14 protein-coding genes are annotated in these 12889 nt (G+C 50.1%); 12 read left to right on the forward strand and 2 right to left on the reverse strand.

The window, feature by feature from the left end:
• Window positions 1–128: 128 nt before the first annotated feature.
• Complete coding sequence (locus tag QGP82_RS22165; protein WP_499061055.1) at window positions 129–983, forward strand: hypothetical protein; 855 nt, start codon at window positions 129–131, stop codon at window positions 981–983.
• Window positions 984–998: 15 nt separating this feature from the next.
• On the opposite strand, the gene QGP82_RS22170 is transcribed toward QGP82_RS22165, so the two are convergent.
• The gene (locus QGP82_RS22170) at window positions 999–1235 is read right to left on the reverse strand and encodes a hypothetical protein (RefSeq protein WP_499061056.1); all 237 of its coding nucleotides are present in this window, start codon (window positions 1233–1235) and stop codon (window positions 999–1001) included.
• A gap of 175 nt (window positions 1236–1410) precedes the next feature.
• On the opposite strand from QGP82_RS22170, the gene QGP82_RS22175 reads away from it, so the two are divergent.
• Window positions 1411–3858 carry an NACHT domain-containing protein gene (locus QGP82_RS22175; RefSeq protein ID WP_499061057.1) on the forward strand — a complete coding sequence of 816 codons (2448 nt, stop codon included), beginning with the start codon at window positions 1411–1413 and terminating at the stop codon, window positions 3856–3858.
• Window positions 3859–3954: 96 nt separating this feature from the next.
• On the forward strand, window positions 3955–4983 hold the full coding sequence (locus QGP82_RS22180; protein WP_499061058.1) for a metal-dependent hydrolase: 1029 nt from the start codon (window positions 3955–3957) through the stop codon (window positions 4981–4983).
• Here the strand turns inward: QGP82_RS22180 and QGP82_RS22185 are convergent.
• Complete coding sequence (locus tag QGP82_RS22185) at window positions 4967–6646, reverse strand: Sll1247 family protein (RefSeq protein WP_499061059.1); 1680 nt, start codon at window positions 6644–6646, stop codon at window positions 4967–4969. The two genes, QGP82_RS22180 and QGP82_RS22185, sit on opposite strands and share 17 nt — an antisense overlap.
• A gap of 128 nt (window positions 6647–6774) precedes the next feature.
• Between QGP82_RS22185 and QGP82_RS22190 the strand changes: the two genes are divergently transcribed.
• From QGP82_RS22190 to QGP82_RS22230, 9 genes are all read left to right on the forward strand, one after another.
• A complete protein-coding gene (locus QGP82_RS22190) occupies window positions 6775–7650 on the forward strand; it encodes a hypothetical protein (protein ID WP_499061060.1) in 876 nt (291 codons plus the stop codon).
• Window positions 7613–8215: a hypothetical protein gene (locus tag QGP82_RS22195; protein ID WP_499061061.1), complete on the forward strand. Its 603-nt coding sequence runs from the start codon at window positions 7613–7615 to the stop codon at window positions 8213–8215. The genes QGP82_RS22190 and QGP82_RS22195 overlap by 38 nt, the downstream gene beginning before the upstream one ends.
• Entirely contained in the window at window positions 8215–8808 is a 594-nt protein-coding gene (locus QGP82_RS22200; protein ID WP_499061062.1) for a thermonuclease family protein, read from the forward strand. Before QGP82_RS22195 ends, QGP82_RS22200 begins: the two co-directional genes overlap by 1 nt.
• A 1-nt stretch (window position 8809) precedes the next feature.
• Window positions 8810–9145, forward strand: coding sequence for a hypothetical protein (locus tag QGP82_RS22205; protein ID WP_499061063.1), 336 nt, complete (start codon window positions 8810–8812; stop codon window positions 9143–9145).
• An 8-nt stretch (window positions 9146–9153) separates the two neighbouring features.
• The gene (locus QGP82_RS22210; protein ID WP_499061064.1) at window positions 9154–9351 is read left to right on the forward strand and encodes a hypothetical protein; all 198 of its coding nucleotides are present in this window, start codon (window positions 9154–9156) and stop codon (window positions 9349–9351) included.
• Window positions 9318–9392 carry an excalibur calcium-binding domain-containing protein gene (locus QGP82_RS22215; protein ID WP_499061110.1) on the forward strand — a complete coding sequence of 25 codons (75 nt, stop codon included), beginning with the start codon at window positions 9318–9320 and terminating at the stop codon, window positions 9390–9392. The genes QGP82_RS22210 and QGP82_RS22215 overlap by 34 nt, the downstream gene beginning before the upstream one ends.
• Before the next feature lie 140 nt (window positions 9393–9532).
• Window positions 9533–11350 (forward strand): SUMF1/EgtB/PvdO family nonheme iron enzyme, encoded by a 1818-nt coding sequence (locus QGP82_RS22220; RefSeq protein WP_499061065.1) that lies wholly within the window; start codon window positions 9533–9535, stop codon window positions 11348–11350.
• A gap of 84 nt (window positions 11351–11434) precedes the next feature.
• Window positions 11435–11779, forward strand: a complete 345-nt coding sequence (gene avd / locus QGP82_RS22225) for a diversity-generating retroelement protein Avd (protein WP_499061066.1) — start codon at window positions 11435–11437, stop codon at window positions 11777–11779.
• Complete coding sequence (locus QGP82_RS22230) at window positions 11776–12843, forward strand: reverse transcriptase domain-containing protein (RefSeq protein WP_499061067.1); 1068 nt, start codon at window positions 11776–11778, stop codon at window positions 12841–12843. Before avd ends, QGP82_RS22230 begins: the two co-directional genes overlap by 4 nt.
• Window positions 12844–12889: the final 46 nt, after the last annotated feature.

The following is a 12889-nucleotide window of genomic DNA, read 5'->3' on the forward strand; positions in this document are numbered from 1 at the left end:
ATGGCGATGGCCAACCAGATGAGCTACGAGGACCTGCATCCGACGACAAAGGCGAAGGTAGACCAAGTACGGGCAGCATCTGCCCCAAAGTTCAATGCTCAGAAGATAGCCGCCGATCTTCTCAACCAATGCCGTCAACAGATGCAGGTTGCCTAGATAATCACTCCGCTGACTTCCAAAAGGTATGCGCTGCTATCGAGTCGGGTAGCAGCGTTTTGGTGTTGGCGGAAACTGGGATGGTGGGGGAGATGCCCCGGCAGCTGGTGCGGTTGTTTAGTGATGAGTTGTCTATTGCCTCCGCCGTCTACAAAGGCAGTGGTAAACGCTTTTTCGTGCGCCTGGCCGAGCAGCTGGATATCCCCACTGAGGAAACGAAGTACGACAAGCATGGTGAGCCCTGTGGTGAACGGGCGCTGACGATGGATCAGCTGAAGGATGAGATTGCGGAGAACGTGGGACCGCAAACGCTGCTTATTCTGCCTGAGGCGAAGCGGCTGTCTACGGGGATTCGTTACTGGCTGGAAGACTTGATTAATGCTGGTGTGCGGGTGGTTTGCTTTGCGGCGGCGAACCCTGGAAAGGACATCTTTTTGGAGATGTTGGAAATCGAGCTGGAGCTACCCACGGATCAGATTATCCGCGAGACGATGCAGGCTGAGGCGGAGCGGATGGGGCTGCAGCTGAGTAAGTCGCGGTTAGCGGCGTTGCAACCGTTGGCGGGACGGAATCCGATGCTGGCACGGAAGGTGGTTAGGAATGAGCGGTTGGGGCTGAATCGGTCAGCGAGTCCGCAGCATACGCAGTATGTGGTGGTGATGCCGATTGTGATCGCCTGTTTGATGGCGTTTGGTATCGTGCGGTTTATTGGGATGGGTACGCGGAATAAGAGTCTATATATATTTGGTGGTACGGCTCTGGTTGCTGGGATGACGATGAAGCAGTTGGGGCAGGTGAGAGGAGCGCGGAAGCGGTTGGGGCAGTGAGGACCGCCCTTTTTATTAGTCTTCATTGTCTTCGGCTTGAAATAGGTCAGTGGCTTTGCTGCCTAGGAGTCCAAAGATTGCGCCTACGCCCATTTGCCATGTAGTTGTAGCACTTTCAAAGATACGGTCTTGGTGGGAGGAGAGGTTCTTTTGGGCCGCGAGGGTGAGGGAGGTGCCGCCGGATAGCAGGGTGAGGAATACGACGGTGAAGAAGACTTGCTGGAACGCGGATGTGATGTTCAGGTTTTTCATGGTTTTACCTTGGGGTATTTTTTGCTGTATCCACTATCCCAAGGGGATTTTGGAGGTTTCGCCCACACATTGCCCGACATAGGCCAACATGGCCTGATTTCTTGCTAAAGCTGGCTGAAAGTTGGGTTTGGGTGGGTTACCCTAGCGTTAACAAGTCCATGAAACCATTGTTCACATGAGTGCCTTATCCCGTGAGTTTTTAACGGCCATCGCTCGTAAATATGTACTTTCTCCCGAGCAGGAAGAGGTATTTGTTGAACTCTATAGTGGCGATGGTGATGAGCTTGAGGTGGCTGATGACCTCAATATTTCGCATAGTGCGCTTCGTAATCGGTTGACGGGCATCTATAGCAAGTTCAGCATCGGTGGCAAAGGGCCTGGTAAGTTTTATCGACTTCAGGTTTTCCTGCTTGAGCAGCAACAGAAAACATTAGAAGTAGCACCGATTGAATCGCCCAATGTTGATATTAAGGTATTGGTCAAAGCCTGTCGACAGAAGGTTAAGGTCATTATTCAGGAACGGTGTAGCACGATGCGGGTGCTGGATATGGAGCAGCCAATAGGACTGGGGGATATCTATACCAATGTCAATATTCTAGAGAAGCTGACTGGGCGACGGCGGCTGGACATGGCTGAACTGTTGAAGGATTTTAATCCAGAGGATTTCGATCGGATTGGGTTAGGGCAAGTTGCACAGAAGCGAGTGCCAGGTCTGGAAGCGGTGCAGCAGTATCAAAAACTGATGGTACTGGGTAAGCCCGGAGCAGGTAAAACTACATTCTTAAAATATTTAGCGATTCAGTGTAGTGCAGGTGATTTTCAGGCAAATTGTGTACCTATATTTATCACATTGAAAAATTTTGCTGAAGCTCGTAATCACCCAGACTTGTTGACGTTTATGCTGTGGTTGCTGACTGATGTCAGTGTTGGTGATCTTTCGATGGTTTTGAAAGCAGGTCGAGCCTTGCTGCTGCTCGATGGTCTTGATGAGGTGAGAGAAGAAGACGCCAGTCGGGTTTTACGAGAAATTCAATCTGTTGCCGATCGCTATCCAGAGAACCAATTTGTGGTTACCTGTCGCATTGCTGCACAGGACTATGCGTTTCAGCAATTTACAGAGGTGGAAGTTGCTGATTTTGATGAGCAGCAGATTGCTGAGGTTGCCACAAATTGGTTTCGCCTCAAGCATCCAGCTAAAGCGAATAAGTTTATCGCAAAACTAAAGGAAAATCAGCGCATTCAAGAACTGGCGACCAATCCTCTGCTGTTGACGTTGCTGTGTCTCATCTTTGAGGAAAAAGGTAAATTCAAAGATAGTCGAGCTGAACTCTACGAAGAAGGGATTGAACTTTTGTTAGAGAAGTGGGATGACAGTCGAGATATTGAACGAGATCAAATCTATAAAAAACTATCCACCAAGCGAAAGGAAGATCTGCTTAGCCATATCGCTTTTACCACCTTTACTAAAAGCGCGTATTTCTTCAAGCGGAAAACACTAGAGTTACCAATTTCTGACTATATCCAAAACTTACCTGACGTCCAAACAGATCCCGAGGCGCTGCTGGTTAGTAGTCGTAAAGTGTTGCGTTCGATTGAGGCTCAACATGGTCTTCTGGTTGAGAGGGCACGACATATCTACTCATTTTCTCATTTAACCTTTCAGGAGTACTTCGCAGCCAGGAATGTTATTGCAATCCGTAACCCCAAGGATCTTGAGCAGTCCTTACAAGCGCTGGTGGTTCACATCGCGGAGAAACGTTGGCGAGAAGTCTTTTTGCTGACAGCAGAGATGCTGCCAGAAGCAGATTATTTATTGGAATTAATGAAAGCTCAGGTTGATTCTCTTTTAGCTGGAGATGAGCAGCTAAAAGAGTTCCTCATTTGGGGAAGAGAGAAGACGAGTTCTGTTGAATTTAGCTATAAACCAGCTGCTGTTCGCGCTTTCTACCTTGCCCTCATCCGCGCCCTCGCCCGTGACCTCGCCCGCGATAGCGCCCTCGCTGTCACCCTCGCCCTTGCCCTCGACAGCGCCCTTGCCCGTGACCTCGCCCGTGACAACGCTCTTGCTAACGCCCGCGCCTTCGCCTTCGCCAGCGCTGACAACAACGACAGCGTCCTCGCTCGTGACCTCGCCCGCGACAACGCTCTTGCCCGCGTCCTTAACATTGCCCTCGCTGTCGACAGCGACAGCGCCCTTGCCCGCGACAGCGCCCTTGCCCGTGTCTTTACCCTCGCCTTTGCCCGTGACAGCAACCTTTCTTCCCGCCATGGCGACCTCGCCCGCGCCCTCGACAGTGCCAGTGCCAGCGCTAGTGAGCCTGCATTACAACAAGCGCTACATCATCTGAAAGATCAACTACCTGAGCAAATTAGAAATTTCGAAGCGTTCAACCAGTGGTGGCAGACAAATGGTAAGGCTTGGACTGAAGAACTAAGAACCGTGATGATTGAGCATCGCAATGTTGGCCATAAGTGGCAGTTCAGCCATGAGCAGCTAAATAAGCTATTGCAGTACTACGAGGCTAATCAGCTGCTGGTGGATTGTCTCAACAGTGATTGCTACGTTACCCGCTCAGTACGGGAAAAGATTGAAAATACTCTCCTGCTGCCAATCCCAACCTAACCGTCATCCCTGGGCAACTTAGACCTGTCCAGCACTGACAGCGATGATGGAGCAGCCCACGACGATTAAAAGCAACGGTTGCCGGGGGTTGGGCCAATGATGGCGATTACCCATGCCGCGATCGCAACCGCAGGCGCATCCTTACTACTCGGCACCGCCCAACCCCTACCGTTAGCGCTGGCCGTCCTGGGTAGTCAGCTCCCCGACATCGACACAACGACCAGCATTATTGGCCAGGTCTTTTATCCCATCAGCTCATGGATTGAGGATCGTTTTCCCCATCGCAGCGTCACCCATTCGCTGGTGGCGACGGTGGTGATCGCGGTGGTCTCCCTGAGTCTGGGGGCAGCGCTGGGCGATATCAAGACAGCGGCAGCGGTGCCCCTGGGTCATGTGCTCAGCTGCTTCAGTGACTGTTTTACGCGCCAGGGCGTTCAGCTGTTTTGGCCTGACCCCGCCTGGGCGATCAGTGTGTCGAACCCCAAGCGCCGGATACGGACGGGGGGACCGGCAGAGTATTGGGTGCTGACGGTGGCGGTGGGTTTGTTGCTGTTGGGTATCTGGCTAGCCGGTGCGGGTGGTGTGCAAACACAGGTAAGTCAAGGTTTGGGCCTGCGAGATGGCGCGGTGGCGACGTATAACGCCAATGCGGCCAGCGCTGAGGTGTACGCGGAAGTGACAGGCGTGTGGGCCGATGACCGCACCCGAGCGGATGGACGCTATCTGATATTGGATGCGGTGGGTAATGAGTTTATCGTCACTGATGGCCAGGGTGTTTATCGGACAGGGCAGCAAATTTTGGTCGAGAAGCTGACGACGGCGACCGGTGCGGCGATGACGCGGACGACGCAGACGCTTACGTTGAATGATGAGGATGTAGTATCGCGGTTGCAGGCGTTGCGGATGGCGAATCCTTCAGCGCGAGTCTATGTGAGTGGTTCGATTACGGTGGATTTTCCTGAGGAGGTAACGCCTACGATGCTGCCGAAGCAGCTGCCAGTGGTGACGGTGGTGGGTGAGTCGGTAGAGTTGGCTTATTGTGAGTTGGAAGTTGCGATGTCGTTGTTGAGTGATCAGTGGGCGACAGGTACGGTGACAGTTCTTAGCATCATAGAGAATTCTTAGTTGGAAAATTGATACTTAAAGCAACATTTAAGTATTCGAGTGCATCAACTAACCAGATAATATTGCTACAAATTTCATTACTATAAGATTCAAATATAATAGAAAATCTAGACTCTAAAGTAGGTCTGTTAATTTTAGATAGCAGCACTATTTTTAATAGTATTCTGATAAATTCTAGACTACCAATCCTCTTTAGTAAGATAAAAAAAGAATTGAGATTTGCTGTTTCTGATCTTTGCCCACATACTAAACAATCTAATACTCTTGAAAAAATAAGAGTTTTAGTTGTGCGCGTTAGAGCTGAATTTTGTATGTCTATATCTGAAAATATGGGTTCAAGCTTCCGCCTTAAAAAACTGTTTCTATAACCTTTAAGATCTGTAAGCAAGAAATTTATAATATCTTCTGTGAATTTGTTAATTCTTATTCCTTCAGTTTCCCAAGATATTAGCAATCTTTGAGCAGAGTCCTTTAGTGAATCTAATCTGTTAGGAGAAAAATAATTCAGAGCCCTATTTAATTCTATATCGTAAAGAAGGGTTGGATTCTCTTGTGATCTTCTAAAAGCATCTGAGGGTAAATGTTGAATATATTTCTGATTTATATAGGTTTTAAGTGATTGCTCGAAGTTTATTTGTGCTTTTTGCCGTAAAGCCAAAATATCGTTCTCTGCTGCCAATATATTTTGGTCTTTTCTTTTTAGACAACTGAAATATAGGTATGGGTATCTATATAAAAGACTTCCTAAAGCTCTTTCTGTTAAAGCTTTTATATCTTTTTCTTGATCCCTAGGATTAATGATGTCTGTAACTAGAAAACCTAGTAATTCGTTTAATTCACCTGATAAAAATAGAGTTTCTAATATCCTTATTCCCTGCTCTGAACCTTCGAGTAGTAACCTGACACTTCCTACGGCTATTTCATTTAAGGTGATTGAGTAATCCCCTGATACTTTCTTCAAGTGTTCAACAATTGCTTCTGCTATTGGTTTATCAATTTCATCAATGGTGGCACTGAGTACTAAAACAAACTTTTTTTGCTGAATGCCTGTCTCTTTTTCTAGTTTCTGAATACTTGTTTCTTTCTGGTGGTCTCCTTTTGTTTTTAGGACAGGGGTTAAATGCTCTGGTATACCTTCGAGTTGAATCTCAATACACCCAAACTTATAGGCTTGCTCAATAGTCCTATTTGCACCCAGCGCTTTGTAGAAGCCAGTTGCAAAGGTTATGGCTGCTTGATCGCCAATGACTTGATTCATTCCGATTACATAAGGAATATATTGAGCGATGGCTTCGGCTTGAATTTCGGAATAACATGCGTTGAGTAGTACACAATTGATTTGCTCACTTACAAGCTGAAATAATGTGGCTAGTGCTTCAGCTTGAACAGGTTGACTTGTTCCTACTGAATTTTCAAAACAAAGTTCACCTGCGCTAGTACCATGTCCTGAAAAATGAATAATTTGAGGATCAACATCAAAGATTGCTTGGGTGATGTCTCCAGGTCGTGTGGCTTCCCTAGATTCTAAGACGAGATAATCTCTCTGTTTCGCCATTTGAATCTTTGCACGAATGTCTCTTAGTTCTTGCCCTAAGCGTAATCGAGCTGTATCAGTGGGCTCAGATGAAAGAAATAGAACCTTGATGAGCTGGGCTTCTTTCATATGCGGGATGGGGGGACAGTGCAAGATATCTGTACATTAGCTCACCATGCAACTGGGCATTATTCAGACGATGACGATGTTCATGGTCTGTGAAAGGTTTAATTCCTTATGCGCTAGTATTACTTGCCGTGGCTGGCGTGGCAATGGCCCAACAGCCCAGCTTCATTACGCCTACCTCGACTCCACAACAACCCACCCAACCTAACGAAGCCCCCCGCCGCCTCACTATCAACGTCTCCATCACCGACCCCAACGACCTTAAAGTTGCTGAAGGCGATCGCATCTCCGTGGGCCAGCTCATCGCCGATCTCACCCGAGATCGCAACCGCCTCGAAGCCCAAGCCAAGCAATTAGACCTAACGCTGCAACGCCTAGAGCATTCCACCATTACCCCGCCACTACCACCGGCCACACCGCCACCGATTGCAACGCCCACTTACCTCGAAGAAACCGCCGCTATCGCCCGCGCTAAGGCCGACGTAGACCAGGCCGAAGCGCTGATAACGGCGAAGCATCAAGAAATCGACTATCTGGGCCAGCTGCCCCACCTCGAACCGCTGGTAATGGAGCACGAAACCGCAAAGCTAGCGGAGTTGCAACGTGACCACACTGCCGCTGTGCGTGACTATCAGTTGGCCCTGGGTAAACGGTCCACTGCTGAGTATGACCATTCCGTTACCATGGCCGCCGATGTCAGTAGCCGCACCCATGCCATGCTCAGTTACCAACAGCAGTGGGCTAACTATGAACAGCGTTTACGGGACCGAGACTTTCAACTGGCCCAAACGCAGCTCAGGGTAGACGAGGTGGAAAATGCGATCGCAAACTTGGCAGTGGTCAGGAGTCCCTACTCGGGACGGATTCGCCGTATCAAATGGCTGGGCCAAAGCAGCGATGGGCTGCTTAGTGCTGAAATCACTCTTATGGTGCGCGCCGGTGCTGGCGTTGCCGTGCCTGATCAACTCAATGGAGTGCCTGGCCCAGCTGACGCAGCAAGCAATTGATCATTCGTCGGAGATTGAGGCGATCAACCAACAATTAGAACTTACGGCTGAACGTCAGGATTATGCAGAGTCGCGACAATGGACCAACTATTTGACTCTGGACCCAATCAGGCTGGTGCAGAACGTTCTCGGTGGTGGGGATGTGCAGCGGGATCGGCTTGCGATCGCAAACCTGGAGCTAGAAACGGCTAACCTGATCCGCCGCCGTGAAGAAGTGGCAGAGGAGATTGCTAACGATGTTCTCGATGCCGTTTTAGACCATCAATCCCTGAAGCTTGAAGGGCGGATGCTAGCAACACGCTTGGACACCCAGCGCCAGCGGCAGATGGTAACTGAGGCTAAATATCGCACGGGTCAGAGCAGCACGGATGCGATGTTACGAGTCTGGCAACGAACAGAAGATATGGCCGCTCGTTGTGAAGAGAATATTATTCAGCACCAGCGAGTTATTGAGGAACTCTATGCTCTGGTGGGAGCGGTTAACAGAGTAGGGACTGTTATTAATGATGGTTCCTGCGTATGGCGATATGCTGCAAATCCTGTATTCCGTGTAGAGGAAGAGTAATGAGAATTTGGCAGCGACGGGGAGTAATGCCCATAGTGACAGTGTTGGGCTTTTGTGGCCTGAGTGTCCTGGCGCAGTATCTACCAGGAGTCACCGTTAAAGCCGTTAATTCAGCCGTGACTAACGTCATCCCAGGGGAGAAACATCTAAGTCAAACCATGTGGCTAGTCCCTGGCAGCATCTACGATGGCGATACGCTGCGAGTAACCGATGGTACGAAAGAAATTAAGCTGCGCCTCTGCGGCGTTGACGCTCCTGAAAAAGACCAGCCCATGGGCGTTGCATCGCGTGATCACTTACGGGCGTTGGTCGATCAAGGTGAAGGTGGGCAAATCATTGTAGTACCCATTGAGAAAGACCGCTATGGGCGAACGGTGGCGGACTTGTTTATTGAGTTGGGTGATGATGAAGAGATTCATCTAAATTCTCAGATGGTGATGGATGGCATGGCCTATCACTATGAGAGATATTCCAGCAGCTGCCCACAGCCGCAGGTGTTAGTGATGGCTGAAGATATTGCTAAGGAGCAGTCAGCAGGTGTGTGGGCAAATCCTGGGGCTGAGAAGCCCTGGGACTATCGCAAACGTAACTGATATGCCTAAAATTACCAATTGCGATCGCTGCCGTTTCTACGCCCACAGTCCTTACATGGTCTGCGGTGTGAACCCGTGCGGTCCAGACGGTGACGAGTGCCCCGACTTTGACGCTGTAGCGCCCCGTGGAGAGCCGTTAGAAGGCGGATACTACGCTGGCGATTGGATACCGCAGATACATACTCAGATCACGGATGATCGTCGGTTAGCGTTGTTAGACTGGCATCCGTTGTTTACGGGCCGTTGTCCTAACTGCGAAATGCCTATGCGTCAGACTACGCCGCCCCGTGTGCACTGGGATTGTGGTGAGTGTGGGTGGATGGATGATTCTGTGTAGAGGTTGCTATGAAAGTCGTACTAGCTGTTTTGTCTACGTTTCCGTTGTTTATGGGCGTTGCTGTTGCTCAGGACTCTGAATGTGATCCGCGTTATTCAGGGGCGTGCGTGCCCGTTTATCGAACGGCAGCGGATGACGTTGATTGCGCTGATATCGAAGAGAAGAATTTTACGTGGTCACGATTGGAGAAGACCCGCATAGGCTAGATGGCGATGAGGATGGAATTGCGTGCGAGTCGCGGAGATAATAGGGGAGAGGTAACTGTAAGAGGTTCTCACTACGACTGAAAGGACACCTCTGCACCCCTGAGGTTCTGCTTCCCCATAAATCCCGATCCACCGCGTTTTCGTGGTTTAAACTAAATGCGCCCCTGGAAATCGCTGAGCTATGAGCAAAAACTGGGCCATCTGTATCGGCATCAACGATTACTACAACCTGCAGTCGCTCAACTATGCGGTGCAGGATGCTGAGTCTATCCGAGATTTTTTCTTGAATGAGGTCCAGTTTGAGCAGGTTTATTACTTCTCAGATAGCTCGCCTCGCATTGAGACGCCCCGAGGGCTGATGCGGTCCTTACCCACCTTTGCCAATCTCAAGCGGTTTTTCCGTGAGCGGTTTCAGCGCTCGTTTCTCAATGTGGGCGATAACTTCTGGTTTTTCTTTGCCGGTCACGGTGAGCTGCATGAGGGCCATGATTACCTGATGCCAATTGATGTAGATCCGGAAAACCTGGAAGAGACCGCGATTCGCATTAGTGACATCACCGCCTATTTACGCAATTGTGGCGCTGACAATACGGTGCTCTTGCTGGATGCGTGCCGCAGCCAGGGACGACGACGGGGCCAGGGATTTGGCGTAGAAGAACAGCAGGGGATAGTGACCATCTATTCCTGCAGTCCCCGAGAATCATCCTATGAGATAACAGAGTTAGAGCATGGTTCCTTTACCTATGCGCTACTAGAAGGCTTTCGCTTACAGGGTGCTCAAAACTGCGCCACGGTGGAGCGATTGGATCAGTATCTGCGCTATGAGGTACCAGAACTAAATCAGCGGTATAACAAACCATCTCAGACGCCATACACAGCGGTTGAACCGTTATCCAAAAATTGCTTAATTCTATTGCCCCAGCAGGCAACGTTACAGGATGTGCAGGCCCTCAAGAATACGGCTTATAGAGCGGAGCTGGAAGCTGACCTCACCTTTGCACAGCAGCTATGGATACGGTGTTTGGCGGCCTCTCCAGCGGATCAAGATGCCGTTGCCGCGATTGGCCGTATTGCCATTAAACAAAACCAGCAGGCGTCTGGTGGTCCCACATCGCCACCGGCAACAGCCGGTAGCCGTAGTATTGCGACTTCAGTTACGGAGGTGCCCGCTGCGCCACCCCCACATGAGGAGTCAGCAGACCGTTTGCAGGTGTTTACTGCGCCACCTGTATCAGCGCCCGTTGAGGCCCCAGGTGATACGCAGGGCAGTGCCCTGCCTCGGCGAGAAGAGCTGGGGAATGGAGTCAGTCTGGAGCTAGTACCGATTCCGGGTGGGAGCTTTCTGATGGGCTCACCGGATGGGGAGGGCCGTGATTCTGAGCGACCTCAGCATAAAGTGACAGTTAAGCCATTTCTGATGGGGAAATACCTGGTAACCCAGACTCAGTGGAAAGCGGTTGTAGCGTTACCTAAGGTTGAACGGGACTTGAAGGCGGATCCATTCCAATTCAAAGGCGATCACCGTCCAGTTGAGTGTGTGTCCTGGGAGGATGCGGTTGAGTTCTGCCAGCGGCTGTCTAAGCAGACAGGCCGAGAGTATCGCCTGCCCAGTGAGGCTGAATGGGAGTATGCCTGTCGAGCGAGGACCACGACTCCATATTATTTTGGCGACACCTTGACGTCAGATCAGGCCAATTACCGCACAGGCGAAACAACGGATGTGGGGAGCTTTCCGGCGAATGCCTGGGGACTTCATGATATGCATGGCAATGTCTGGGAATGGTGCTTAGACCACTGGCATGACAATTACGAGGGAGCCCCAACCGATGGCAGTGCTTGGACGAAAGGTGGCGGTTCCTCTAGGCGAGTGCTGCGGGGCGGTTCCTGGGACGTCTATCCAGATTACTGCCGCTCGGCCTATCGCCTCAGGTACGCGCGCGACTTCGGGATCTACGACGACGGTTTTCGAGTTGTTTGCGCCTCCTCGTGGACTCTGTAATCCTTTGTACTATTGCTCTTTTGCGCTTTGCCCTCTACACTTTCCCCTTTGCTCTGCGCGAAGCGCTCGAAAATTTTTTGACCTATGGAAGACCTGCCCATTATTCAGAAAACCTACGATCTCATCAAATGGTATGTGCCGATCCTCCATCGTTTGCCTCGCGACTACCGTTTTACCCTGGGAGATCGCATGATTACTGGGCTCTATCGTTTGCTGGAAGAGATGATCCAAGCCCGCTATACCCATGACAAGCTGAATCGACTGAAGGCGATTAACTCTAGCTTGGATATCCTGCGTTATCAGACCCGTTTACTGCTGGATTTTGAGCTGGTTCAGCCGCGTCGCTATGAATACGCCAGTAGCCTGATTAACACGATTGGGACTGATCTAGGCGGCTGGATGAAACAGCAAAAGCGGGCAAGACCATGAAACGCTATGGCAATCTGTGGCCCCAGGTGATTGATTTTGAAAATCTGTTATTAGCGGCTCGTCAGGCCCAGCGTGGCAAGCGTTTTCGACCCAATGTTTTAGCGTTTAACTATAACCGTGAGCAGGAGCTGCTGAAGCTGCACCATGCCCTCAAAGCCAAAACCTACCAACCTGGCTGCTATAGGACGTTTCAGGTCTATTCACCCAAACCCAGAATAATCTCAGCTGCGCCTTATCGGGACCGGGTGGTGCATCATGCCCTGTGCAATATCATTCAGCCAATTTTTGAGCGTACCTTTATTTTTGACTCCTATGCCAATCGGCTTGGTTTTGGTACCCATCGTGCTCTTAGGCGCTTCACCCACTTTGCCCGTACCAGCGACTATGCCTTGCAATGTGACGTCCGAAAATACTTTCCCTCAATCGATCATGAGATTCTCAAAGGCTTGATTCGTCGTAAAATCAAGTGTCAGGATACCCTGTGGCTAATTGATAGCATAATCGACGGCAGCAACCCTCAAGAGCCCTCCATTGAGTACTTTCCTGGGGATACCCTGCTGACGCCACTAGAGCGTCGCAAAGGGCTGCCCATTGGTAATCTCACCAGTCAGTTCTTTGCCAACATTTATCTCAACGGCTTTGATCACTTTGTTAAAGAACAGCTCAAAGCTCCTAAATATCTGAGATATGTCGATGACTTCGCGCTCTTCTCCGATGACTATGATTATCTCTATGAGGCCCGTACAGCTATTGAAGAGTATCTTGCTAGCCTTCGGTTAAGGATTCACCCCATCAAAAGCCAACTGTTTCAAACAGCGTATGGGGCCAACTTTGTCGGATTTCGTGTATTTCAAGATCGGATCCGTGTGCGTAGCGATAACCTGCGCCGTGCTCGCGCTCGCTTCAAGCAGTTGCAACGAGCCTACGCAAAGGATCGCATGAGTTTTGAGCGCCTCAGTCAGTCAGTCCAAAGCTGGGCCGCTCACCTCAAACATGGCGATAGCGGTCATCTGCGGGAGGATATTTTTAGCCAGCTTGTATTTGCTAAAACCTTGAAATCCTAATGATTGTCCAAAATTTCTGAATTCTGATGTTTGCTCCTGTATTCTA

The sequence above is a fragment of the Leptothoe sp. LEGE 181152 genome (assembly GCF_032906605.1).
Taxonomy (GTDB): domain Bacteria; phylum Cyanobacteriota; class Cyanobacteriia; order Phormidesmidales; family Phormidesmidaceae; genus Leptothoe; species Leptothoe turfae.

Coding starts and splice junctions, on each gene's coding strand:
- QGP82_RS22165 (WP_499061055.1), top strand. CDS start 129: ATGCCGTCAACAGATGCAGGTTGCCTAGATAATCACTCCGCTGACTTC.
- QGP82_RS22170 (WP_499061056.1), bottom strand. CDS start 1,235: ATGAAAAACCTGAACATCACATCCGCGTTCCAGCAAGTCTTCTTCACC.
- QGP82_RS22175 (WP_499061057.1), top strand. CDS start 1,411: ATGAGTGCCTTATCCCGTGAGTTTTTAACGGCCATCGCTCGTAAATAT.
- QGP82_RS22180 (WP_499061058.1), top strand. CDS start 3,955: ATGATGGCGATTACCCATGCCGCGATCGCAACCGCAGGCGCATCCTTA.
- QGP82_RS22185 (WP_499061059.1), bottom strand. CDS start 6,646: ATGAAAGAAGCCCAGCTCATCAAGGTTCTATTTCTTTCATCTGAGCCC.
- QGP82_RS22195 (WP_499061061.1), top strand. CDS start 7,613: ATGGAGTGCCTGGCCCAGCTGACGCAGCAAGCAATTGATCATTCGTCG.
- QGP82_RS22200 (WP_499061062.1), top strand. CDS start 8,215: ATGAGAATTTGGCAGCGACGGGGAGTAATGCCCATAGTGACAGTGTTG.
- QGP82_RS22205 (WP_499061063.1), top strand. CDS start 8,810: ATGCCTAAAATTACCAATTGCGATCGCTGCCGTTTCTACGCCCACAGT.
- QGP82_RS22210 (WP_499061064.1), top strand. CDS start 9,154: ATGAAAGTCGTACTAGCTGTTTTGTCTACGTTTCCGTTGTTTATGGGC.
- QGP82_RS22220 (WP_499061065.1), top strand. CDS start 9,533: ATGAGCAAAAACTGGGCCATCTGTATCGGCATCAACGATTACTACAAC.
- avd (WP_499061066.1), top strand. CDS start 11,435: ATGGAAGACCTGCCCATTATTCAGAAAACCTACGATCTCATCAAATGG.
- QGP82_RS22230 (WP_499061067.1), top strand. CDS start 11,776: ATGAAACGCTATGGCAATCTGTGGCCCCAGGTGATTGATTTTGAAAAT.